Raw genomic sequence first — 25147 nt, 5'->3', positions numbered from 1 at the left:
ACCCACCTACTCCTATAAAATCGCGATCTTATTACAGACCTCTCGTCTTACTAAGCCATTCTTCGTTATTCCAAAGCACAGGCATTGCTCCTACAGATTGAATATGTAATTGAGGGTCACTCGAATGCAAAAAAGCCATCAACTTTTTTTGGTTTCCGACAAGTAATTTCCATGAATTATCTTGGATAATGTCCAGCACATGGTATGCAGTATCTTTATCTCGTTCATTGAATTTGTCGAAGTTCTTGAAGACCAGAACAAAACCTTCATTGCTAGAGACAATGTCGGAAAGGCAATCATTAAACGCATCTAGGTTTTTACCGTAGTATTCTGGGAACTCAAGAGTATTACCTAATTCCAAAAGACAAGTATCCTTATCCCATGATTCACAGTCAAAGAGATATATTTCAAAACCTTCATTTCTTATATTTTCAGTGTATTTTTCTAATATGCTTTGTCTCCAAAACATAACTATAGAACCGTTCATCATCAACGACTTCCATAATACTTCTCGCTCCATCTATCTAACCCCCAAACAACTTTCATCAGAACAATTACCTAAACCTATTGTACCATATGTTGGTAATTCCCCTTTCGTATCGTAAAAATTTTTACGTCTGGTTGCTGAGAAGATGTGTACTGCCCGATATTGATAACAGAGACATTCATTTAGCTGTAATCCACCCCCCCGAGTGTCCTATGGCATCCAACTCCCGCTCCCTTGTGAAGACAAAAAAATACCCTCTCAATGAAGAGAGGGCAATCCCACATTAACTTCTCATTCGTTATTTCCGTTCCAAACTAATAGTGAACAGCACTCCACATGTACAGTATGCGGGAACATGTCCACCGGCTGCACGCATTCGGTGCGGTAGCCTCCGTCCTCGAGCAGACGGAGGTCACGGGCTAGTGTCGATGCGTTGCACGAAACGTAGACGATGCGGCGCGGCCGCATCGCAAGAATCGACGCGATGAGCTCCGCGTCGCATCCCTTGCGTGGTGGGTCTACGACCACCACGTCGGCGTTCATCCCCGCGCGCTGCCACGCGGGGATCACTGCTTCGGCGGCACCGACGCCGAAGTCAACATTCGTAATGCCGTTTAACTCGGCATTACGCTTCGCGTCCGCGATCGCCTCCGGCACGATCTCGACGCCATACACCTTGCGTGCATGCCGCGCAAGGAACAGCGAAATCGTTCCGATGCCGCAATAGGCATCGATCACTTCTTCATCGCCAGTTAACGCGGCGTACTCTAACGCCTTCCCGTACAAGACTTCCGTCTGTACAGGATTCACCTGATAGAACGATCGCGCGGAGATTGCGAACTTCACATCTCCGATATAGTCATAGATGTACTCTTGTCCCCAAATGACACGCGTCTTCGAGCCAAATATCACATTCGTCTTCTCACGGTTGATGTTGTGAACAATGGATACAACCTCAGGCAATGCTTCCCTAATCCCTGCAATCCACGCATCCACTTGCGGAATCTTTTCTCCATTCGTCACTAAGACCACCATGGTCTCACCCGTCCGGAAGCCCACCTTCACAACAACATGGCGAAGCAGACCGCTATGGGTTTGTTCATTATAAGCAGATACGCCTAAGCGTCGGCCAATCTCTTTGATCTTAGCTACAACAGTATCATTACGTTCATGCTGAATTAAGCAGCTATCCATATCAATGATGCGATGACTTCCCTGTGCATAGAAGCCACCTACTAATCCACCTTGCTCCTCGCCAAGAGGAACCTGAGCCTTGTTCCGATAACGCCAAGGGTCCTGCATACCAAGAGTTGGATAAACGACAATCCCAGAATCAGAGGAGTCAGCAGCTTCTTGTCCCGCTACTCTCAACTTCCCAATCCGCTCCAAGTTGTCGACGACTAGCTGGCGCTTCCAGCGAAGCTGCGCTTCGTAGCTGAGGTGCTGGAGCTGACAGCCACCACATTTACTGTAAATTTCACAAGGTGCTTCAATCCGATCAGCACTATTCTCTAGCACGCGTATCAGCTTACCGTAGCCATATTGCTTTTTGAGCTTAACTACCTTAACAAGTACCTTCTCACCGGGCAGTGCCCCAGGAATAAAAAGGGTAAAGCCATCTACACGGCCTACCCCTTCGCCTTCATGTCCAATGCCAACGACTTCAGCAATGTACTCGCCATTCTTAACAACCGGTATTTCCGTGCGATTCATGTATGTTCACTCCGTAACTTCAACAATAAAACAAATTATTGTAAATTTATGTTTATCCTTCACTTGTCAGATAGACTCTACTCTTTAAGGTACCCTTTACCTCGGTAAGTCGAGTGTCCTGATGGATCGATGCAAATATCTATATGATTAGGTAAATTCTCAATTACACATGGAAGAATGCCCCCAAGCTCTCCGTCAACATTCAACTGAACATAGTCTGGCGAGGTGACTTCAATGCGTTTGGAATGGAACTGAATGACATGTGGATCATTCAGATGTTCGCCTCGCAGTGCTAATGTAGCGATTCGGATGAATTCTGCTAAATTACATTTGCGTAAGACCGTTACTTCGAACAGACCATCACTAAGACTGGCACTAGGTGCTAGCTTTTCAAGACCTGCAACCGAGTTACTATTCGAAATCAGGAATATCATGACTTCTTCTTGCAGCTCAATCTCCTCAGACTTCAAATGCAGCTCTATTGGCTTAAGCCTAGGTAGCTTCTCAAGTCCCTTCATATAATAAGCAAGCTGACCTAGTAGAGTCTTCAGCCGGCTTGGCACCTCATAGGTCAGTTCGGTGAAAGAGCCTCCGCCCACAATATTAATGAAATAGTTATCATTCACCTTACCTACATCAATACTTTTCGTATTGCCTGCGGTAATCAGATCACATGCAGCTTCCCAATTACGGGGAATAGCAAGCGCTCTGGCAAAGTCATTCGTCGTTCCAAGCGGCAGAATTCCTAAGGTTGGACGATGTTCCTTCTCTGCCATTCCGTTAATAACTTCATTGAGCGTGCCATCTCCACCTGCGGATATAATGACATCGAACCCACGTTCAACAGCTTCAGCAGCCGCACGTGTTGCGTCACCTTCTCCAGTTGTCGCATGAGTCGATGTTTCTAAACCCTGACTTTCGAGGCGCTGTAGAATATCAGACAGTCTCCTGCGCATTTCTTCGCGACCGGATGTTGGATTATAAATAAGCCTTGCTCGTTTGACCATACCCTTTATCACCACTTCAATCTAAATATAACAAGCTTGGTATAAGTTAACCTTATATATGGTTTCTCAAGTTGTTATTTGGAATTATCACTTTTATTAACCTCATGCTATCTAATCAACTATACAATGTCAACTTGGTCAGGCGAATAGACGATCTGTTAGTCAATCAACCTCACTTCACTCGAACTCATGTTCTTCTTATAACTTCTTGAAAGACGAAAAATCCCACTTTACAAAAAGTAAAATAGGATTGATCTTATCTACAAATAATTTACTTATGATTCCTTGCGATCTATGGCTCTACACAAACGATTCTAACGATCTAATCTGTCAAGGGCCATCAAATAACCATCGTTACCATAATTCAAACAACGTTTAACACGAGATATCGTTGCGGTTGAAGCGCCTGTTTCAGCTTCAATCTGATTATAGGTATAGCCTTTGCGTAGCATACGTGCTACCTCTAAGCGTTGGGACAATGATTGAATCTCATTCACTGTACATAGATCATCGAAGAATACATAACATTCTTCCACATCCTTTAGCGTTAGAACCGCTTCAAATAATTGATCAATAGCCTTATCATTTAATTTCTTAAGCTGCATATCATTATCAACCCCTACTAACTATTAGCTACTAGTATGTGAAGCCATAAATATAAACGGACATATACCTTTTCGACACATGTCTGCTTAAATCCTTCCTTTACTTTAGCATAACGTTAAAATTTTTATGCGTTAACGATGTAAAATGTGACCATGCATGACAGGAGTCCAATCCGCTTATATAACGATCACATACAATACAAGAAGAAGATCAATAAGAACACGTTTGACCGTCTGAGTTAGACGGATAAGTTTCAATCTCTATTCATTTCTCTATTCATAAGGAACAGAAAAACATGAGGTTCACTAGGTTTACACCTTGAATAAAGGATTGTGATTAGCGTGAATAACTACAATCAAAGCTTCGGCAATGGATCGGATAATGCAAACATACTTGCATTTGGCAATCCAGGTGGCGGTCCTCCAGCTCCCGATGATATTTATCCAGGAATCAGTAATAATCTAGGGAATGCAACTGGCAATGCGTTTGGGGATCAATCTCTTCCCTCTAACCTACCAGTCCCAGTTGCACAGGTGACCGAAGTGGTCACTGCTGATCGCGCCGGCGGTATCGCAAGTTTGCTGAGCTTTAATCAGCTCAAGGGATACCTCGATCGTATGGGCGGAATTGACGGAATCGTCAACACCTTCGGTAAAGTGCAAGGCTTTATGAAATCCGTTACCCAAATGGCACCTATGATCAAAATGCTATACAATACTTTCGGTGGTAGCAAGACTAAAGGCGGTATTAACTCAGCCAAAGCCTCTACTCCTAAGTCCAAGCGCAAGGCTTCCAACAAAAAGAAGAACTCTGTCACCACGAAGAAGAAATCAACTAGCCCAACCAGCAAACGTAAACGCTAAAGAGCTCATGAGCAGACGTTTACCCTACACAGATGCGGTATGCGGTCGTCGGACGATCTGTGCATCTCAGACGACCCCTGTTTATTACGATCCGATTGTTACAATCGTTCCAATGGGTACAATTTGCACCCACGTATTACCTGAAAGTAATGGAACCTCTTTGCCATTCAGAAAGGCACGGATAATACCATTTTTGCGTTCCCAGGTTATGTTCTGTGCTCTGCCCTCTTGAATAATAATACCTTTACCAGGACCCATTACATCGACGTCCCGACGTCCTTCTTTGTCGAGTACTTTATGCTGTGCTTCAATGATCATTAAATTCTTAGCAGTAAGCTGCTGGTTGGTTTCCTTGTCCAAATGCGGTTTACCGAGCATCGAGCGCTTATATAGTTTACTAGTCAGATCATATTCATAGGATACTTTGTAGCCCATAAGATAGGGAATCTCGATCGTTTGAGCGCTTTGCTCTAGAAACACACGAGAATTCTCACTCGCATAAGTCAGGCTACGCTCATTCCATTCCTGACGAAATTTACGCTTCACGACGCCTTGTCCAATTTTTTCAGTAGATGTATATAAATTATGTGGTGCTTTACGTTCTTTGGACCGCCAGTAGAAAGCATCATCCCCATACACTTGGTCGAGGTGATTGGTTTTCTTCTGCTGCATCATAGCCATCGCATCTGAGCTCCAGCCCGCATGGACAAGTACAGCATCATAGCCATCACCAATTTCTACAAAATAAGGCCGCATCGACCGAACAGGTCCGATCGTATCTACCTTCTGGCTCTGATAGATCGCAAGGAACCGCGTGATTTCGCCTTCTGCCAGTACTTCATACACAACATCCGCTTTATCTAAGCCAGTTTGAGGACGAGCCTGCGGTGAATTCTCGACTGTTATGAGAACTGGGCGAGTCTGCATCGGTTCACTAGCTGGAAGACCCGTGAGCGGCATACGATAACCACTTGGCGTCGGTGTCGGCTCAGCTGTCGGCTGAATAGTAGCTACTGGGATCGGAGTAGGAACGACTTCTTCAGATGTTTCCGTAGAACAGCCTGTTATTGCAACTAGAAGGATTACCCCTATAAGCATTACTAACGCATTCTGTCGTAAATATCGATTTCTCTGAGCCGTATTTCTACTCTTCATACATATGCCATCCCCACTTATTTTTGTTTATGTGCTACACTTTACTTTAAATAAGATGAAATCTGACGAAACGCGAGGTACATAATATGAACGATTCACCTGTCATTCTGTTTGATGGCGTCTGCAACCTCTGTAATGGAGCAGTTACGTTCATCATTCGTCGTGATCCTACGGAACGCTTCATGTTTGCTCCTCTACAATCAGAAGCTGGTCAAAGGCTACTGCTTGAAGCAAGAATACCTTCCGATTCAAACGATACGATCTTGTTAATCGAGCAAGGACAAGCCTACACACAGTCTACTGCTGCGCTGCGCATTGCCAAGCGATTACACAGACCATGGCCTCTACTCTATATGTTCATCATCGTACCTAGACCCTTAAGAAACCACATCTATAAATGGATAGCTCGCCATCGCTACACTTGGTTTGGTCGTACAGATTCGTGCATGCTTCCCACACCTGAGCTTAAACGACGTTTTATCGATCAATGAATCGCTATTACTTTATCATTATTGTACAACTCTCGCAAATTTTTTGACATATTAATCCAACTATATATCCTGCTACCACCGAGCACGATGGTCTTCTGCCCAACCGATCATAGAATCAATTTCCAGCTTCTCGTCCTCATCCGTTATAACATAACCTGAGAACCGGCCAATCATCTGATGGACCTCGGAGTCGATAATCACGGCTTTCGTCTTCGCTATTCGCTCATAGAAAGGAACGAAAGTCAGCGAAATACGATCTGTTTTGACCGTCTGAAGTGTCCATGGATCCATATAACGATTCGAATCATACTTCCAGAGAATTTCCTCTCCAATTTTGCTTAAATGTCCATCGACAAGAATCCCGTTCTCTGTTACACCTGTGCCGTCCGTCCATTGACCACCGAATGTAATACCAATCGTACGACCATTCTGCACACCTGATGCTGAAGCCCAGTTCCAAGTCGATTTATATCGCCAGACACCTCTCCCAAAATCTAGACAGGCAAAAGCATTCGAAGGATCAAACGAATACTCCCTGTCGCCCCATACAATCTTACCCTTGGTTCTTAAACAGTTCTGCTTAGAAGTAAATTGAAACCGATCCGCACTCCAGGGAACAACTACATTAAGCGTATCATGCCCATCAGGACAGTTGATTTCTAGTTCTGCGGTTAGTAACCTCCCACCAAACTCTTCGCAGCGTACTTGTATGGTTGTGATACCGTTTTCATAAAAGAATGCAATTTGCATCTTTTTACTGGTGAATTCTACAGAAGCATTCACCTCATCAGGCATTTGACAGCCTTTACCTAATGGAACTACTAAAGTCCGCTCTTCGAATTCCATCGTTTTAAAATCTAGTAAATACATGAACATGACAGCTGCGTAATCAATGTTCGAAATCGTTACTGAGAACATACATTCCGGATTAGTTACGCACCAATAATTCCATTTCTTCTTGCGTAACGGATGACCTGTTACATTACAGCGTATAATCGGTTGTCTTGACCATCCAACACTGCTTAGTAACAGTTTGCCCTGTGTATCGCATAGATCAACCTGTTGTGTAATTTCCTTCTCATGTGTGCGATATACAGTAGATAGCAAATTGCGGATTATCATACTGTACCCCCCATGACTCCTATAATTGTCACAAAATTGTTACTATTATCGTATATAACCTCGACTAGCTCGTCAAGCTTATTCAACAAGAGCTAATTAACTTTTCTAAATTAAACATTTATTTATTCTAATCAAACTGCCATACACTCAAGCTTAACGAGCCGTATTGATAGCCTCGATAGAGCAGCTTGGCTTCATTACCTTGATCCCCCGCTCCCATCGCTAGTACAATTGGGACAAAATGCTCACTTGTTGGAACTGCTTCTTGAGCAAATGGAGCTTCATTCTCGTAATCATATAATGCACGCGTATTCCACGTTTCAAGTGTTTCTTCAAGCCATTCATCAAAAGCAACTGCCCAAGCATCAGGCTCTTGCGCATCCCAATTCACACGGTACAAATTATGCACCGTACCTCCACTACCTATAATAAGTACATTTCGATCCCGTAACGGAGATAGTGCTTTACCAATGCGGTACTGCTCTTCGATCGTTAATCTTGGATTAACCGATAGCGCAACAACAGGAATATTAGCCTGAGGAAATAACCTGATTAGAGGTGCCCAAGCGCCATGATCTAACCCTCTACTACTATCTGATTCTGCTTTAATCCCTTCATCTGCGAATAGATCGAGAATATCCTGAGCAAGCTCCGGATTTCCTTGAGCAGGGTATCTTAACTCATACAACTCTGGTGGGAATCCGTAAAAGTCATGAATCGTATCATATTCCTTAACAGTGGAGACCTGCTGAATGCTACTTTCAAAGTGGGCACTAAATATCACAATAGCCTCTGGCTTAGGCAACGTGGAAGTAAACAGCTGATCCAAATAACGCGTATAGGGTGTATCTTCAGTCGCTAATGTCGGCGCACCATGTGCAACAAATAATGATGGATAGATCATGTCATAAGCCCTCCTTCGTATCTTCTATCCTTACATCATCCTATCATGCGTACCTTCTAACCTCACATCATCATATCATGAATACTCGGATAACGTGTCACCCTTACATACCCTTAGACTTAGGCGCTAAAACAAACACCCCTAAAACAAACAAGACCACTGCCCAATAACATCTTGGACAGTGGTCACTTTGAATATTGACTAACTAAATTAAACTGAATTAAATTATATTCAAATTAGTTAAGGGCTCTAAATCTTAATCAGTGAAAGGACAATCCGTCCACGTAGCGTTTATCTATCGGCACCATTACATTTTTTCAAGCACTGATTTTGGTGTTGAGCCTTTATTATTCTATATTTATAATGCCAATATTAATTAGTCTCTACGTCTTTAACTATGGATGGCTCCACTGAAGCTGGCTTTGATACAGGAACTGGCGTTGCTTCTGATGCCGCTACTTGCGCAGAAGCTGCTAGCTGCGCAGGAGTTGCTAGCTGCGCAGGAGCTGCTAGCTGCGCAGGAGCTGCTAGCTGCGCAGGAGCTGCTAGCTGACCTACCTTCTGCGTCATTCCCTTAATCAGCTGCTCAAGATCAATACCAGAAACACTGCGCAGCATTTCAGGGGCAGTTGCCATTAGCTGCGTCACATAATTACTTACTCGAGCAGCGCCTTCGCCATGACCTGTATCCACTACTGTCAGCTTATCGATCGATGCTAGTGGCTCAGCAATACGAGCCGCAAGCTCTGGTAGCATTTTAACAATAATATCGAGTACCGCTGCTTCGCCAAATTTCTGGAATGCTTCTGCCAGCTTTTCCTTCGCCTCCGCTTCCGCTAAGCCTCGCAAACGAATGACATCTGCATCAGCTGTACCTTTAGCACGCTCCGCATCTGCTATCGCCATACCATCGAGTCGCTTCTGCTCAGCATTCGCTTTGGCCTGTGTTTCAATGGAGTACTGCATCGCTTCCGCTTCGCGCATTTTCTTGGATTTGTCTGCTTCTGCCGCCTGCTCAACAGCATATTTATCAGCATCAGCCTTCTTCTTCACATCTGCATCGAACTGCTTCTGACGAACTTGAATTTCCTTGTCCTGCAAGTCAATTTCACGTTCCTTACGAACAAGCTCGACCTTCATTTGCTCCTCAACCATCACTTGCTTCGCCTTCGCTTCTTGGATCTGATAAGCCTGATCCGCTTCCGCTTTGGCTGTATCCTGTTCTTTCTTAAAGGCAGCGACCTTCAGTTCCTTCGTCTTGCCTGCTTCCGCAATATTCGTATCGCGAATAAGCTCTGCCTTCTGTCCTTCTTCCTCAGCTTTGGCCTTCTGGATTCTCGCATCTCTCACTGCTTCCGCTTCTGCAATTTCTGCATCCCGCTTAACTGCAGCGATACGAGGCTTACCGAGTGCATCTAGGTAACCTTGCTTATCTCGCACATCCTTGATTGTGAAGGAGACAATTTGCAGTCCCATTTTCTTCAAATCTCGCGCAGCTACTCCCTGTACCTCTTGCGCAAACTTATCTCGATTACGATACACTTCCTCCACCGTCATCGAGCCGAGAATAGCCCGTAGATGACCTTCTAGCACTTCCTGCGCTTCGCTCTTCAACGCTTCAATTGGCTTGCCAATGAACTGCTCTGCTGCAGTTGCGATATCTTCAACGGTACCGCCAACCTTAATGATCGCAACACCATCGGCTATAACGGGAACGCCTTGCTCGGTGTACACCTCAGGTGTCGATACATCCAGCTTATGTGATAGTAAGGATATGTACTGTGACTGCTGGAAGATCGGCCAAATGAAAGCTCCTCCACCACGAATAATTTTGATTTTACGCCCGGATTCGTCTGTAGAAATCGTAGCTCCTCCACCAAGAAACGAACCTGTCACCAGCATGGCTTTCTCTGGACCGACCGTTCGGTAACGAGCCCAAAAAGCTAAACCTAACACGACAATGACAGCAATGATAATAATCGGAATTAACAGATAATCGAATTCGCCCAAATCTGGCACTTAAATCACTCCTATTCTCAAATCGTTATTTCGGATACATACAGAACACTCTCTCGAATATCTACGACAACGATTCGTGTGCCCTCCAGTATATCCGTCCGTTCGAAACTCGCTGCAATTTGATTCGTGTGTCCTGCACCGACTCGCACAAGCACCTCACCAAATCCATGCGAAGGGATGGATACAGTAACCTGACCCATTTTGCCTTGGAGATCTTGAATGGAGAATCCCGTTGAATTTTCACTATTCTGCATCGGCTTCACATAACCATAATAGACCGCAACTGCAAGCAATAGTGCAAGGACGACCGATATCAGGAGTACGAACAAGCTACTAAGGGACGAATATTTCGTCAGCAATATACCCGCTCCACCCATTGACGTTATGGCCGTTGCAATCACCATAGGCTGCAGGAAATCAAATGACAAGAAATCCAGTACGCCATCAATCGCTTGGCTAATGATATCGCCGAGCAGAACACTAATCAGGGCAAAAATCACTCCACCTGCAAAACAGCTCCAATAAAATGTAATCATCTCACCTCTCCTTCCCATAGAAACAAACACGTGAATCAATCCCACAGCTCAGCTTAAATGAAGCGCTATGAAACTGATTCACTTAACAACTAAATCATTTATTCATAATTTATTACGCAGAATTTGGAAATAAGTTTCATAATATTTTCCTATTTAAGGATGTGTTGCTATAGAGATGCTCTGTATATTGCCAATGTATCCTCATAATTAAGAGTTTTGAAGTTACCATATTCACCAAAAGCAACAGCTTTCTGAGCCATCACTTCGAGCTGAGAATCATCTATTTCGTAGTCAGCTAGACGATTAGGCGCATCAATGGAGTTCCAGAATGAACGAAGTGCAGCAATACCCTCCTCAGCTACTTGACGATCACTTTTGCTAGCCGGATCGATACCAAACACATTCACAGCAAACTTCTTGAATCTTGCTTCATTGCCATCCAGTACATGGTTCATCCAGTTCGGGAACAGGATCGCCAGTCCTCCGCCATGTGGAATATCATATACAGCAGACACTGCATGCTCCAGATTATGACTTGCCCAGTCACCCCTGTACCCCATATTCAGTACGCCATTGAGCGCCATTGTCCCGCAGTAGAGAATCGTAGAACGATGCTCATAGCTCTGCAAATCCGCAAGTAATAGCGGCGCAGTCTCGATCACTGTACGAAGCAATGTCTCACAGAAGCCATCCTGTAATGGTGTATTCGGCTCATGATGAAAATAATGCTCTAACACATGTGACATCATATCCACCATGCCATAAATCGTCTGATCCCTAGGTAGCGACATCGTATAGACTGGATCTAGAATAGAGAATTTCGGGTACACAAGCGGACTGCCCCAACCATTCTTCTCTTTCGTATCCCAGTTAGTAATTACCGAATTCCCATTCATTTCAGAGCCTGTTGCAGCTATTGTCAGGATCGTACCGATAGGCAGTGCATCCTTAGCCACTGCTTTCCTTATGCAGAAATCCCAAGCATCTCCATCATATTTGGCTCCTGCGGCAATCAGCTTCGCGCAGTCAAGCACACTGCCTCCGCCTACTGCAAGAATGAGCTCAATTTGTTCCGACTTACACAGGTCTACACCCTTATATACCGTAGACAATCGTGGATTCGGCTCAACGCCACTTAGCTCCACTACATGCGCATCAATCTCTGCTAAATGCTGAAGCACTTGATCATAGAGACCATTGCGCTTTATACTCCCGCCGCCATACACGAGCAGCACCCGAGTTCCATAACGAGGTACCTCCGTCGTTAAATTACTCACTTGCCCTCTACCAAATATCAACTTCGTTGGATTATGAAATGTGAAGTTTTCCATGATACGCCTCCCTAAATTCTGTATATTTTTCATTATACTTCAACTAATATATTCCACTATGAAAAAACTAATAAATATTAGCTTCACATAGACACCAGTAGTGATTATACGCCTATTTCTTATCAAAAGAAAAAGCACACCCTCTTCAGAAGGTGTGCCTAGATATCCTTACTAGCTGTTGTTTCTAAAGTGCCTTCATCGCAATATCAGTGCGATTCTGCTTGCCTTCGAACTGGATGGCGTTAGCTGTTGCATAGGCACGTTCACGTGCTTCTGCAATATTAGCGCCTAAGCCAGTTATGCCGAGGACGCGACCGCCGTTAGTCAGGAGCGTGCCGTCCTCCGACAGCGCGGTTCCTGCGTGGAACACGATGCAATGCTCGTGCTTCGCATCTAGGCCGCTGATTGGCAAGCCTTTCGGGTAGTTGCCCGGATACCCGCCAGAGGCAAGGATGACGCAGACTGCGGCATCATCACTCCACTCGATCGGTAGCTCAGCGAGTCGCCCTTCAAGCGAGGCGAGGATGATGTCGAGCAGATCTGTCCTAAGACGCGGCAGTAACACCTGCGTCTCTGGGTCCCCAAAACGAGCGTTGAACTCGATCGTTTTGGGTGTTCCGTCCGGCGAGATCATTAAGCCGGCGAAGAGGATTCCGCGGAAGGGTCGGCCTTCCGCGACCATTGCCTTAGCTGTCGGAATTACGATCGTCTCGATCGCCTCGTCTACGACAGCTTGTGGAATGTGGGGCACGGGTGAATACGTGCCCATACCTCCTGTGTTCGGACCCTTGTCTCCGTCGAACACAGGCTTGTGATCCTGCGACGGCATCATCGGTCGCACAACTTCACCATCGACGAAGGCAAGCAAGGACATTTCTTGTCCTTGCAAGAACTCTTCGATCACTACTTGCGAGCCAGACACGCCGAATACCTTGTCCAGCATAATTTCTTTGAGAGCCTGCTCTGCCTCTTCCATTGTCTGCGCAACGATAACACCTTTGCCTGCGGCTAGTCCGTCCGCTTTAATCACAATCGGTGTAGATTGCTTACGCAAATACGCTAGTGCAGCTTCATAAGTATCGAATGTTTCGTATGCCGCAGTCGGCACATTATAGTTACGAAGTAAATCCTTCATGAAGGCTTTGCTGCCTTCAATTAAAGCTGCATTTGCACGAGGTCCATAGGCTCTAACGCCTCTTGCTTCAAGGAAATCGACCAAACCAGCTGCTAATGGGTCATCTGGCGCTACGAAGACAAGATCGATCTTTTCAGCAATCGCATATTGCGCTAGTTGTTCGAACTGCATTTCCGTAATGGGCACACACTCTGCAAGTGAAGCAATACCGCCATTACCTGGCGCACAATACAGCTTGGTTACTTTGGGACTTTGACTGAGCTTCCAAATAATCGCATGCTCACGTCCGCCCCGTCCTACAACGAGTATTTTCATGACGCTAGTCCCTCCACATATCTATTTAACGAGTGCAAGCTTGATGTCATACGACAGTACCTATGTCATATCACGATTGTACTTATATCATACGACGTTACTAACTTACTCTCTTAATGTCTAAAATGACGTACGCCTGTCATTACCATAGCAAGGCCTTGTTCATTCGCAACACGAATGGATTCCTCATCCTTGATGGAACCACCAGGCTGGATTACCGCTGTGATACCAGCTTTAGCCGCTTCTTCAAGCGTGTCGCCTTTAGGGAAGAATGCGTCTGATGCTAGGACAGATCCACGCGCTTTATCTCCAGCTTGCTCAATAGCAATTTTAGCCGCGCCTACACGGTTCATTTGCCCAGCGCCTACACCGATTGTCATATCGTCAGCAGCAAGTACAATCGCATTCGACTTCACATGCTTAACAACCTTCCATGCGAATAGAAGCTGCTTCATTTCCGCTTCAGTCGGCTTACGATCCGTAACAACGGTCAAGTCCGGTTCAGTAAGTGAGTAGACATCGCTATCCTGTACTAGCATACCGCCTTCTACGGAAGTAATTACGTGTTGCGCTGTTTTGACACTCGTATTCGGATCAAGCTTCATTAAGCGAATATTTTTCTTTTTCATCAAAAGATCTAGTGCTTCCTGTGTGAAATCCGGTGCAATGATGATCTCCAAGAAAATATCATGCAATAGCTCAGCAGTAGCACCATCAATTGTACGATTAGATGCGATAATTCCACCGAATATGGATGTAGGATCAGCATCATGCGCTTTCTTAAACGCAGCTAGCACATTCTCACCGATGCCCACTCCACAAGGATTCATGTGTTTCACCGCAACTACTGCAGGCTCACTAAATTCTTTAACAATTGCAATTGCTGTATTGGCATCATTGATGTTGTTGTAAGATAATTCCTTACCATGCAGCTGCTCAGCTGTCGCTAATGAACCCGCTGCAGCAAGCGGCTTGCGATAGAAGGCAGCCTGTTGATGTGGATTTTCTCCGTATCGTAGATCCTGAACCTTTTCATAAGTAACTGTATATTTCTCTGGGAATACTTCGCCCAGCTGTTTGGATAGATAATCTGCAATCAATGCATCGTATGCTCCTGTATGACGGAACACTTTAGCTGCTAGACGTTTGCGCGTATCAAGAGTGGTATCCCCTCCAGCACGCACTTCTTCAACTATCGAAGCATAATCCGCACTATCTACAACAACCGTTACGAATGCGTGATTCTTAGCTGCTGAACGTAACATCGTAGGTCCACCAATATCAATGTTCTCAATCGCATCTTCATAAGACACATCAGGCTTAGCAATCGTCGCTGCAAAAGGATATAGGTTCACAACCACTAGATCAATGTAGTCTAAACCAAGCTCTTTCATTGCCTTCTGATGCTCTACTGAGTCACGAACAGCTAGAAGTCCACTGTGAACAGCTGGGTGCAAAGTTTTGACACGTCCATCGAGAATTTCTGGGAAACCTGTTACTTCGGAAATTCCAATGACAGGAACGCCCTCTTGTTCAAGTAACGTCTTAGTTCCACCTGTTGAAATTAACTCTACACCTAGTCCTGCTAACTCACGCGCAAACTCTACTAGACCTGTTTTGTCCGAAACACTGATTAAAGCTCTTTGGATTGCCACAATTGTATCCCCTATCTGATTAATTTATTTATTGATTATGGAAACTAGTTCATTAATGACGGCTCGTCACCAAAATCATTGTCTAAAACATTGCCTATAGATGAACGCTGTGTGAACGGATTGTCCTTCCGATCGCTGTTGCCCCCAGATTTCTTGATCCTATACCGCTTATAGCGGTTGAAATCCGGTGGCAAAGGCGAACGCTTCGCTTCTTCAGGACAATTCCGTTCCCTCCGCTACGATCTGCATATGGTACTCTCTTTAGCAAGCACTGATTATGATTTAACTGTCCACTACTCTTCTTTAAACCGCTCCGGCTTCTCCACATAGCTCTGAACGATCAAGCCACAACGGGTACAAATGCTATGAAATATCTTGGATCCCATGCTGAACACTTTGTTGGCATTATACATTGTTGCGTAACCATCCTGTTTTCCTTTGCCAAGCTCTCTACAACCACAATTCGGACATTCTGTTATACGATTGCTTAAATCGCTCATAAATCATATCTCCTTCAATAGCCCGTCATTTGCTACCCAAAGTATTATGCAGGGTGTTTTCTTTTATGTCTTCATGCCTTCATGACTATATTCATTTATCTAATTCATTAGAAGGTTATGGTTATCTTTAGGAAGTTTCGTTAGGAAGTTATCGTGACTTGTCGTCCTTCGAGTTGCACCCGTCCCTCACTAAGCAAGCGTATAACCTCTGGATACAATTCATGCTCTGCTGTATGCATACGTTCAGCTAACTCATCCACAGGTTCACCTGCCCTAATGTCCACAACCTGCTGGGCGATGATAGGACCACTATCGAGTCCTCCATCTACATAATGCACCGTGACTCCCGTTACTTTTACACCGTATGCAATCGCTTGTCCAATACTATCTACACCTGGAAATGCTGGGAGTAGCGAAGGGTGGATATTAATCATACGACCTTCATAAGTCTCAACTAGAACATTCGTAATAATACGCATGTACCCAGCAAGCACGATTAGGTCAACACCACGCTGCTTAAGCTCCTCTAGGATTACGAGTTCATATGACTCACGATTCGGATAATCTTTAGGGCGAAAAGCAAAAACAGGCACATCTGCCTGCTTTGCCCGCTCTATCACATACGCTTGCGGACGATCACAAATGAGCAGCTCGATCTGAACATCAAGCTTGCTACTTGCAACAGCATCTACAATTGCCTGAAAGTTCGAACCGCTGCCAGAAGCGAATACAGCAATGCGATAAGCAGCTTTTGTCTGCTCAGTCATGCCTAGACCTCCGCTCCATTAAAGGTAACGATTCGGTCACCTTCCGTAACAGTTCCGATACGATATACCGTTTCACCCTGTGATTCCGCAATACGAATTGCTTCTTCAGCTTGGCTAGCGTCTACGACCATTACCATACCGATTCCCATATTGAATGTCGTGAACATATCGCGATTCGAGATGCCACCTTCACGCTGCATAAGCTCGAAGATAGGCAGGATTGGCCATGAGCCGTAATCGATCGCTACATTGACACCTTGTGGAAGCACGCGTGGAATGTTCTCGATAAAACCGCCACCCGTAATATGTGCTAACCCTTTTACTTGAACCTGTTCAAGAATAGCTAATACTTGCTTCACGTAAATTCGCGTTGGTGCAAGTAGAGCATCTCCAAGCTTACAGCCTAGTTCAGCGATTTCGTCATGCAGTGAATAGCCTTGTTCTTCTAGTAACAATCTGCGTACAAGCGAGAATCCATTGGAATGTACACCAGAGGAAGCTAGCCCAAGCACGACGTCTCCCGGTTTAATCGTCGATCCGTCAATCATTTTCTTCTTATCTACAATACCCACGGTAAATCCGGCAATGTCGTACTCGCCATCGGCATACATCCCAGGCATTTCAGCTGTTTCTCCGCCAATTAATGCACAGCCTGACTGCAAGCAGCCATCCGCAACACCTTTGACAATAGCTTCGATTTTCTCAGGAATAACTTTATCACAAGCGAGGTAATCGAGGAAGAATAGCGGTTCTGCGCCTTGAACAATAATATCATTCACGCACATGGCCACTGCATCAATCCCAATTGTGTCATGTTTATCCATCGCAAAGGCAATTTTCAGCTTCGTGCCAACACCATCTGTACCCGATACAAGCACTGGCTCCTCGTATTTGTCTTTATTCAGGCCGAACAAACCACCGAATCCACCTAGACCGCCCATGACTTCAGGACGCATTGTGGACTGTACGTGTTTCTTCATGCGTTCGACTGCTTCATTGCCTGCTGCAATGTCGACTCCGGCTTTTTTATATGCTTCTGACACAGCTTCCATCTCCTTTGAGTGTGGGAACCGATTATGGATCGAGCTTCATTCGCTTAGTCACTACGAGTTTGTGTAAATCCTTACATCGCCTGTTGAAATTCTATTCTCCTTATTGAATAACACATGATGATGCAAGAATAGAATTTCAAAGGGCGAACGCTATCGCTTTTCAGGATTTACACAACCCTACGTTCCTTTACTCTGAGCACAAATCATAATCGAAACCTGATTTATTTTAACAAGAACAATTCTTCGTATCTTCATCATCGACTGGTGTTGGGTAGTGATTATCGAAGCAAGCGGTACAGCAGCCACCATTGTGTTCGCCATTAGGTCCTAGACCGATTGCATCGAGCATACCCTGCTTGCTTAAGAAATAAATCGAATCCGCATTGATTGCTTTGCGCATTTCCTCAAGTGAATGGGTAGCTGCAATTAAATCTTTGCGAGTTGGTGTATCAATTCCATAGAAGCATGGATTCTGGAAGGGAGGTGATGAAATACGTACATGCACTTCTGTAGCACCCGCTTCGCGAAGTAAGTTGACGATCCGTAGTGAAGTTGTCCCACGGACAATGGAATCATCAATCATGATGACACGCTTGCCCTCAACTACTTTACGGACTGCACTCAGCTTCATCTTCACACCTTGCTCACGCAGTTCCTGGCTTGGTTCAATAAATGTACGTCCTGTGTAACGATTCTTGATTAGACCAAGCTCGTACGGAATTCCTGTCTGCTCGGCATAACCAATCGCTGCTGAAATCGATGAATCGGGGACTCCTGTAACAACATCTGCATCCGTGAATGCTTCCATCGCTAATCTTTTGCCCATACGCTTACGAGCTGCGTGAATATTCACGGTATCTATATCAGAGTCTGGACGGGCAAAATAGACATATTCCATTGAACAAACGGCTTTGTTCTTGGCTTCTGCATATCGCTCAATCCGCATCTCTTGATCACGCTGAAATACGATGATCTCTCCTGCTTGAACATCACGCTCATAGATGCCACCAACTGTGTCGAATGCACAAGTTTCTGAAGCGAACAGATAAGCCTCACCTAGACGTCCCATTGCAAATGGACGTAGTGCATTCGGATCAAGCGCAGCAATTAACGTATCCTGCGTCTGAATTAAGAAGGCATAAGCACCGATAAGCTGCCCAAGAGCATCTTTTACAGCATCAACGATATTGTTTTGCTTAGAACGTGCGATTAGATGGGCTAGCACTTCGGTATCAGAGCTTGTTTGAAAGATAGATCCATCATTCTCAAGACGCTGACGAAGCTCCTTCGCATTCACGATATTCCCGTTCGTTGCAATCGCAAGATCGCCGCCACGGTATTTGAATACAAGTGGTTGTGCGTTGACTAGCTTACTCTCGCCAGCTGTAGAATAGCGTACATGTGCAATTGCATTCGTTCCGGTTAAGTCTTTGAGATTCGTGTTGTTAAACACTTCTTTAACTAGACCCATCCCACGATAATAATGGAATTCGCCGTTATCATTCGTACAAATACCTGCGCTTTCTTGGCCTCTATGCTGTAAAGCATGTAGCCCGTAGTAGCATAGGGACGCCGCGTCCCCATGCCCCCATACGCCGAATACACCGCATTCTTCGCCGAGCTTATCGAATATGCCATCGCCGACATTCATACCTTCGTTATAATAATCGCCAGTCCACAAGGATAAAGCTTGATCTTTTAGCTCATGAGACATGGAATCGCATCCTTCCAGATTGCTTCCAATGTATCCACTTCAGCTCCAATCGAAGGAGCGCCGTTCACTGCGATGTTTAATTGCTTATTAGCCGTTACCGTTCCTACTACTTGGCTAGGTACGCCTTGCGCTGCTGCTGATTTAACCACTGCCTCAGCTTGCTCAGGAGCAACTGATAGTAGAATACGAGATTGGCTCTCACTGAATAAAGCGAAGTCCATACGTAAATCAGACGCAAAGTTAACCTCAGCTCCAACACCACCAGAAATACAGGACTCAGCTACTGCTACCGCAAGTCCGCCTTCTGATAAGTCATGCGCAGATTTCACTTTACCTTGCTGAATAAGTTCAAGCACAGTTGCTAGTAACTTCTTCTCTGTTGCTAAGTTAAGCTCTGGAGGACGACCTTCTGTTACACCGTGAATCACATATTGGAATTCAGATCCACCTAGCTCAGCTTTGGTATCTCCTAACAGAATAATCACATCACCAGCATCCTTGAAGCTTTGAGTCGTAATGTGATCCACATCATGAATCAAGCCAACCATTCCAACTACAGGAGTCGGATGAATTGCACCTTGCGGTGTTTCGTTATATAGCGATACGTTACCACCAATAACAGGCGTATTGAGTTCACGACAAGCTTCTGCAAGCCCGTCAACTGATTTCTCCATTTGCCAGAAAATTTCTGGTTTCTCAGGGCTACCAAAGTTCAAATTATCTGTAACCGCTAATGGTTCAGCGCCTGAACACACAATATTCCGACTAGCCTCACTCAATGTGATCCGTCCACCCACTTCAGGATCCAGGTATACAAATCGGCTGTTACAGTCCGTTGTCATAGCTAGAGCCTTACGAGTGCCTGGAACTAACACGACAGCAGCATCCGAACCTGGGCGAACCGCAGTCGAAGTACGTACCATGTAATCGTATTGGTTATAAACCCACTCTTTGCTTGCTACAGTTGGTGACGCCAAAATCTTCGATAAAGCACCATTCAAATCTGTTACTTCTGCATAGCGAGTTGTATCCACAGTCGCATTCGCTTCATAATAAGCAGGCACTTTGGATGGTTTGTTATATACAGGACATTCATCCACTAACGCTGTAACTGGCATTTCACCAACCACTGCACCACCATGGAATAATTTCAATTGTCCGTCATCTGTTACTTTACCAACCTTCTTGCAAATAACGCCCCAACGGTCAAAAATCTCCATCGCAACGGGCTCATCCTTCTCTTCAATAACGAATAGCATACGCTCTTGCGATTCAGACAACATCATTTCGTAAGGTGTCATACCTGTTTCACGCTGTGGCACTTCATCGAGGTATAGCTCAAGACCGTTGCCTGCCTTCGAAGCCATCTCTGATGAGGAACATGTAAGACCTGCTGCACCCATATCTTGTATACCAATTACGATACCAGAATCGATCAACTCTAGACATGATTCCATCACTAGCTTCTCCATGAACGGATCGCCAACTTGTACAGCGGCACGCTTAGCTTCTGATTTAGCAGACAATTCTTCTGATGCGAATGTCGCACCATGAATCCCATCGCGTCCTGTTGCAGGGCCTACGTAGTAAACAGGGTTGCCTACACCTTTAGCGACACCACGTTGGATTTTGTCATGATCAATTAGACCTACACACATCGCATTAACGAGTGGATTACCTTCATAGCTCTCATCGAACATCACTTCGCCGCCAACCGTCGGAATCCCGATACAGTTACCATAGCCAGCAATCCCCGATACAACATTCTCAAATAAATATTTCACACGATCATTCTCAAGCTTACCGAAACGAAGAGAGTTAAGGGACGCGATTGGGCGAGCACCCATTGAGAAAATATCTCGGATAATACCACCAACACCTGTCGCAGCACCTTGATACGGTTCAATTGCGGAAGGATGGTTATGGGACTCGATTTTGAATACAACCGCTTGATTGTCCCCAATGTCTACAATTCCTGCTCCCTCACCTGGTCCCATAAGTACACGTGGTCCAGTAATCGGGAAACGTTTAAGCAGATTTTTCGAATTTTTATATGCACAATGTTCTGACCACATTACGGAGAAAACACCGATCTCTACATAGTTAGGCTTACGGCCAAGATGTCCACAGATCAGCGAATATTCACTATCGGATACGCCCATTTGCTTGTAAATTTGCTGATCGGCAATTTGCTCTGCGGTCGGTTCTTTAGCGGATAACTGCTGCGTCATGTTTAACCCTCCATGCATTTAGAATTGAAGTAAACATCCGTTTGCCATCAGCAGAACCGAGCAAATCATGCACAGCTCGCTCTGGATGCGGCATCATACCAACAACATTGCCTTGCTTGTTACATACACCAGCAATATCATCAAGAGAACCATTCGGATTAGTATCTTGTTTATACCGGAATACGATTTGATTATTTGCTTCGAGCTCTTTAAGCGTCTGATCATCTACATAGTAATTACCTTCGCCATGAGCAATCGGAATATTAATCTCTTCACCCTTAGCATATTCAGTTGTGAATGGATTCTCATTATTTACAACTACAAGTGGTGTTTGATGACAACGGAACTTCAACGCTTCGTTACGTAGAAGTGCTCCTGGCAATAGACCCGCTTCCGTAAGAATTTGAAATCCATTGCAAATTCCTAAGACATATTTACCTTGATTAATAGCTTCTGATAATGCTGTCATTACTGGGGCAAATCTAGCAATCGCACCACAGCGTAAATAGTCACCATACGAGAATCCACCAGGTACAAGAATACAATCATAAGCTGACAAATCCGTTGCCGTATGCCATACATAATCAACTTGCTGGCCTACGCAATCTTCCACTGCTTTATAGCAATCAATATCGCAATTCGATCCTGGGAATACGAGAACGGCAAATTTCATGGGGTAATGCCTCCTTTTTATATGAGAAATGGGGCTATGTGAAAGTTCGGAATATTTCTAATGAAAATCAAGTTACACACACTTCGTTAAGATTCCACTGCGAAATGCATTTCTAAGCATATGCTTCCGATGCTAGTTTTCTTACGAAAACTCTTACACCGGCTGTTGAACTTGCATACTTTTTATTAATTGAATATATGGTAACTATGCAAGTTCAAAGGCCGGACGTAAACTTTCCGCTAGAAATGATTTCTCCGTTTCCCTTTACTTCGTCTTATGATTTTCGGGAAATCTACTAAACTCTCATCTAAACCTATTTCCCTATCACAACACAGGATGATATGTTTTAGTTAAGCTCAAAACGATAGTCTTCGATAACAGTGTTAGCAAGAAGTTTCTCACACATAGTTGTGATGCGAGCTTCTGCTTCTGCGCGGTCTGTTGTGTCTAGTTCGAACTCTACATATTTACCAACACGAACCTTGCTTACCTCTGCAAAACCCATCGAATGCAAAGCGCCTTCTACGGCGCTTCCTTGCGGATCTAATACATTTTGTTTAATCGTCACATAGACGGTTGCTTTCATAGGAATAATCCTCCTTGAGTGTTTGTTAGATGATGTCTTATTTCTCGTCAAATAATAGATTTAGAATTTGTTTATAGCGGTTGGAAGTCTCCTGTACCACATGCTCTGGTAATGGATCAGGCTGGGAATTCTTATCCCAATCCGAATTTGCTAAATAATTGCGAACAGGCTCTTTATCCATTGAATCAATCTCAATATCTAGTGCATATTTATCTGCAGCCCAGAAGCGTGATGAATCTGGTGTGAAAATTTCATCTATTAATAGAATCTGATCATCAATAAATCCGAATTCTAATTTGGTGTCAGCCAAGAAAATTCCGCGTTGTTCACAGTACGAATGAGCGAGTACGTAGAGCATGATACTTTTTTCAGCAAGCTGTTTCGTTAGGTTCTCACCAAGCCATGCTTCCATCTGTGCAATTGTAATATCCTCATCGTGTCCAACATCATTCTTCTTAGCAGGTGTAAATAACGGATGATCTAGGCGCTGATTCTTACGAAGCCCTTCAGGCAACACATGGCCATTAACCATACCTGTCTCTTGATATTGACGCCAGCCACCACCTGTAATGTAACCGCGAACGACACACTCTACAGGAATACGAGTTGCTTTGCGAGTCACCATAATGCGATGACGTAGTGCGTCTTTATCGACAATAATGTCGCCTAACTGATCAACATCTGTATGCACAACATGGTTTTCCATAAATTGTGCCGTTACCTCGAACCAAGCTCTACTGATCAAGTTCAGTACATTCCCTTTATCAGGTACTGCTGGCTCTAATACATAGTCAAAAGCAGAAATGCGATCCGTTACAACGATCAACAGATGCTCACCTAGATCGTAGAGCTCACGTACTTTTCCTTTATAAATCAGTGGTGCTTTAACGAGATCCACAGCAGTGGATAATGCTTGATTACTCATTCTCAATTCTCCTTGTTCTCAACTGTATTGTTTGAATCGTTATGTTCTACACTATTTTAATCCTAAACGGTCAAAAATCGTATCTACATGCTTCAAATGCCAGCTTGGATTAAAGCAATCCTCAAGCTCTTCCTCACTAAGCACATCCGTAATAGCTGGTGATGCAAACACAATATCACGGAAGGAACGCTGTTCTTCCCATGCTTGCATAGCTCGAGGCTGAACGGTGTCGTAAGCTTGCTCACGTGCAAATCCCTTATCAATCAGCTTAGTCATTACGCGGCCTGAGAACGGTACATCGTAAGTGCTTCTCATATTGCGCTTCATGTTCTCTGGGAACACCGTCAAATTCTTGATGATGTTGCCTAAGCGATTGAGCATATAGTTCACAAGCTGCGTTGCATCTGGCAAAATAATGCGTTCTACTGATGAATGCGAAATATCTCGTTCATGCCATAACGTCACGTTCTCATATGCGGAAATCATGTGACCGCGAACGACACGTGAGAGACCGGAAATACTTTCGCAGCCAATTGGGTTACGCTTGTGAGGCATTGCGGACGAACCTTTCTGTCCTTTGGCGAATGGTTCTTCTACTTCACGGAACTCACTCTTCTGTAATGCGCGAATTTCTGTCGCGAACTTGTCCATCGACGTTGCAATAAGCGCTAATGTTGCCATGTATTCTGCGTGACGGTCGCGCTGCAATGTCTGTGTCGAGATTGGAGCTGGCTTTGTTCCAAGCTTACCGCAAACATACGTTTCAACGAACGGATCAATGTTCGCATATGTGCCAACAGCGCCTGAAATCTTACCGTATTGCACACCATCTGCTGCAAAGCGGAAGCGCTCCAGGTTACGTTTCATTTCTTCATACCATAGTGCCATTTTGAGACCAAATGTTGTCGGTTCTGCGTGTACACCATGAGTTCTACCCATCATTGCTGTATCTTTATGTTCAATTGCTTTATTACGCAATATTTCAATAAAATTATTTAAATCCTTGTCGATAATTTCATTTGCTTGGCGTAACAGATAACCAAGAGCTGTATCCACAACATCCGTTGAAGTTAACCCATAATGTACCCATTTGCGCTCTTCCCCAAGGCTCTCAGATACCGCACGTGTAAAGGCAATTACATCATGACGTGTTTCTTGCTCAATTTCATAAATACGATCAATTTGAAAATCTGCATTAACGCGAAGCTTCTGCACATCTTCCTTCGGAATAACACCTAGCTCTGACCATGCCTCGCAAGAAAGAATTTCAACCTCTAACCATGCTCTAAATTTGTTCTCTTCTGTCCAGATGCGCGCCATTTCAGGTCGTGTGTAACGTTCAATCATCTTCATACCTCCG

General features: G+C 44.5%; 24 protein-coding genes. 2 read left to right on the top strand and 22 right to left on the bottom strand.

The genetic code is table 11. The features are described 5' to 3' along the window. Positions 1–31: 31 nt before the first annotated feature. The 4 genes from AC1DOK_RS22730 to AC1DOK_RS22715 form a co-directional block, all read right to left on the bottom strand. On the bottom strand, positions 32–520 hold the full coding sequence (locus AC1DOK_RS22730) for a barstar family protein (RefSeq protein WP_477556589.1): 489 nt from the start codon (positions 518–520) through the stop codon (positions 32–34). 258 nt (positions 521–778) lie between these two features. Next, complete coding sequence (rlmD, locus tag AC1DOK_RS22725) at positions 779–2200, bottom strand: 23S rRNA (uracil(1939)-C(5))-methyltransferase RlmD (RefSeq protein ID WP_477556588.1); 1422 nt, start codon at positions 2198–2200, stop codon at positions 779–781. A gap of 77 nt (positions 2201–2277) precedes the next feature. Then, positions 2278–3207, bottom strand: a complete 930-nt coding sequence (locus AC1DOK_RS22720) for a diacylglycerol kinase (protein ID WP_477556587.1) — start codon at positions 3205–3207, stop codon at positions 2278–2280. 314 nt (positions 3208–3521) lie between these two features. Beyond that, positions 3522–3812, bottom strand: coding sequence for a YerC/YecD family TrpR-related protein (locus AC1DOK_RS22715; RefSeq protein ID WP_477556586.1), 291 nt, complete (start codon positions 3810–3812; stop codon positions 3522–3524). Between the two features lie 342 nt (positions 3813–4154). Between AC1DOK_RS22715 and AC1DOK_RS22710 the strand changes: the two genes are divergently transcribed. Then, positions 4155–4676: a hypothetical protein gene (locus AC1DOK_RS22710; RefSeq protein WP_477556585.1), complete on the top strand. Its 522-nt coding sequence runs from the start codon at positions 4155–4157 to the stop codon at positions 4674–4676. An 84-nt stretch (positions 4677–4760) separates the two neighbouring features. Here AC1DOK_RS22710 and AC1DOK_RS22705 read toward each other — a convergent pair whose 3' ends face one another. Next, positions 4761–5831: a DUF3048 domain-containing protein gene (locus tag AC1DOK_RS22705; protein ID WP_477556584.1), complete on the bottom strand. Its 1071-nt coding sequence runs from the start codon at positions 5829–5831 to the stop codon at positions 4761–4763. 86 nt (positions 5832–5917) lie between these two features. Here AC1DOK_RS22705 and AC1DOK_RS22700 point away from each other — a divergent pair, with 86 nt between their 5' ends. After that, positions 5918–6322 carry a thiol-disulfide oxidoreductase DCC family protein gene (locus AC1DOK_RS22700; protein WP_477556583.1) on the top strand — a complete coding sequence of 135 codons (405 nt, stop codon included), beginning with the start codon at positions 5918–5920 and terminating at the stop codon, positions 6320–6322. Positions 6323–6394: 72 nt separating this feature from the next. Here the strand turns inward: AC1DOK_RS22700 and AC1DOK_RS22695 are convergent, their stop codons facing one another. From AC1DOK_RS22695 to purB, 17 genes are all read right to left on the bottom strand, one after another. After that, positions 6395–7444, bottom strand: coding sequence for a DUF2804 domain-containing protein (locus AC1DOK_RS22695; protein WP_477556582.1), 1050 nt, complete (start codon positions 7442–7444; stop codon positions 6395–6397). Positions 7445–7571: 127 nt separating this feature from the next. Beyond that, positions 7572–8348 (bottom strand): DODA-type extradiol aromatic ring-opening family dioxygenase, encoded by a 777-nt coding sequence (locus AC1DOK_RS22690; RefSeq protein ID WP_477556581.1) that lies wholly within the window; start codon positions 8346–8348, stop codon positions 7572–7574. Positions 8349–8720: 372 nt separating this feature from the next. After that, entirely contained in the window at positions 8721–10367 is a 1647-nt protein-coding gene (locus AC1DOK_RS22685; RefSeq protein WP_477556580.1) for a flotillin family protein, read from the bottom strand. A 17-nt stretch (positions 10368–10384) separates the two neighbouring features. Next, on the bottom strand, positions 10385–10903 hold the full coding sequence (locus tag AC1DOK_RS22680; RefSeq protein WP_477556579.1) for an NfeD family membrane protein: 519 nt from the start codon (positions 10901–10903) through the stop codon (positions 10385–10387). Between the two features lie 167 nt (positions 10904–11070). Next, positions 11071–12234 carry an iron-containing alcohol dehydrogenase gene (locus AC1DOK_RS22675; protein ID WP_477556578.1) on the bottom strand — a complete coding sequence of 388 codons (1164 nt, stop codon included), beginning with the start codon at positions 12232–12234 and terminating at the stop codon, positions 11071–11073. Between the two features lie 184 nt (positions 12235–12418). Further along, positions 12419–13684: a phosphoribosylamine--glycine ligase gene (gene purD, locus AC1DOK_RS22670; RefSeq protein ID WP_477556577.1), complete on the bottom strand. Its 1266-nt coding sequence runs from the start codon at positions 13682–13684 to the stop codon at positions 12419–12421. 113 nt (positions 13685–13797) lie between these two features. Further along, complete coding sequence (purH, locus tag AC1DOK_RS22665; protein WP_477556576.1) at positions 13798–15339, bottom strand: bifunctional phosphoribosylaminoimidazolecarboxamide formyltransferase/IMP cyclohydrolase; 1542 nt, start codon at positions 15337–15339, stop codon at positions 13798–13800. Positions 15340–15433: 94 nt separating this feature from the next. After that, the gene (locus AC1DOK_RS22660) at positions 15434–15607 is read right to left on the bottom strand and encodes a hypothetical protein (RefSeq protein WP_477556575.1); all 174 of its coding nucleotides are present in this window, start codon (positions 15605–15607) and stop codon (positions 15434–15436) included. A gap of 25 nt (positions 15608–15632) precedes the next feature. Continuing rightward, positions 15633–15839: a transcription initiation factor TFIIIB gene (locus AC1DOK_RS22655; RefSeq protein WP_477556574.1), complete on the bottom strand. Its 207-nt coding sequence runs from the start codon at positions 15837–15839 to the stop codon at positions 15633–15635. 140 nt (positions 15840–15979) lie between these two features. Beyond that, complete coding sequence (gene purN, locus AC1DOK_RS22650; RefSeq protein WP_477556573.1) at positions 15980–16606, bottom strand: phosphoribosylglycinamide formyltransferase; 627 nt, start codon at positions 16604–16606, stop codon at positions 15980–15982. A 2-nt stretch (positions 16607–16608) separates the two neighbouring features. After that, positions 16609–17649, bottom strand: a complete 1041-nt coding sequence (purM, locus tag AC1DOK_RS22645; RefSeq protein ID WP_477556572.1) for a phosphoribosylformylglycinamidine cyclo-ligase — start codon at positions 17647–17649, stop codon at positions 16609–16611. A gap of 235 nt (positions 17650–17884) precedes the next feature. Further along, complete coding sequence (gene purF / locus AC1DOK_RS22640; RefSeq protein ID WP_477556571.1) at positions 17885–19372, bottom strand: amidophosphoribosyltransferase; 1488 nt, start codon at positions 19370–19372, stop codon at positions 17885–17887. Then, complete coding sequence (purL, locus tag AC1DOK_RS22635; RefSeq protein ID WP_477556570.1) at positions 19357–21603, bottom strand: phosphoribosylformylglycinamidine synthase subunit PurL; 2247 nt, start codon at positions 21601–21603, stop codon at positions 19357–19359. Before purL ends, purF begins: the two co-directional genes overlap by 16 nt. Further along, complete coding sequence (gene purQ / locus AC1DOK_RS22630; RefSeq protein WP_477556569.1) at positions 21581–22276, bottom strand: phosphoribosylformylglycinamidine synthase subunit PurQ; 696 nt, start codon at positions 22274–22276, stop codon at positions 21581–21583. The genes purL and purQ overlap by 23 nt, the downstream gene beginning before the upstream one ends. Positions 22277–22622: 346 nt before the next feature. Beyond that, on the bottom strand, positions 22623–22862 hold the full coding sequence (gene purS, locus AC1DOK_RS22625) for a phosphoribosylformylglycinamidine synthase subunit PurS (protein WP_477556568.1): 240 nt from the start codon (positions 22860–22862) through the stop codon (positions 22623–22625). Between the two features lie 37 nt (positions 22863–22899). Then, positions 22900–23787, bottom strand: a complete 888-nt coding sequence (locus AC1DOK_RS22620; RefSeq protein WP_477556567.1) for a phosphoribosylaminoimidazolesuccinocarboxamide synthase — start codon at positions 23785–23787, stop codon at positions 22900–22902. 51 nt (positions 23788–23838) lie between these two features. Next, positions 23839–25134, bottom strand: coding sequence for an adenylosuccinate lyase (gene purB, locus AC1DOK_RS22615; protein ID WP_477556566.1), 1296 nt, complete (start codon positions 25132–25134; stop codon positions 23839–23841). Positions 25135–25147: the final 13 nt, after the last annotated feature.

The sequence above is a fragment of the Paenibacillus sp. P5_B5 genome, assembly GCF_056400365.1.
Note: the sequence above shows the minus strand (reverse complement) of the source record. Positions and strands in the feature narration are given on the sequence as shown.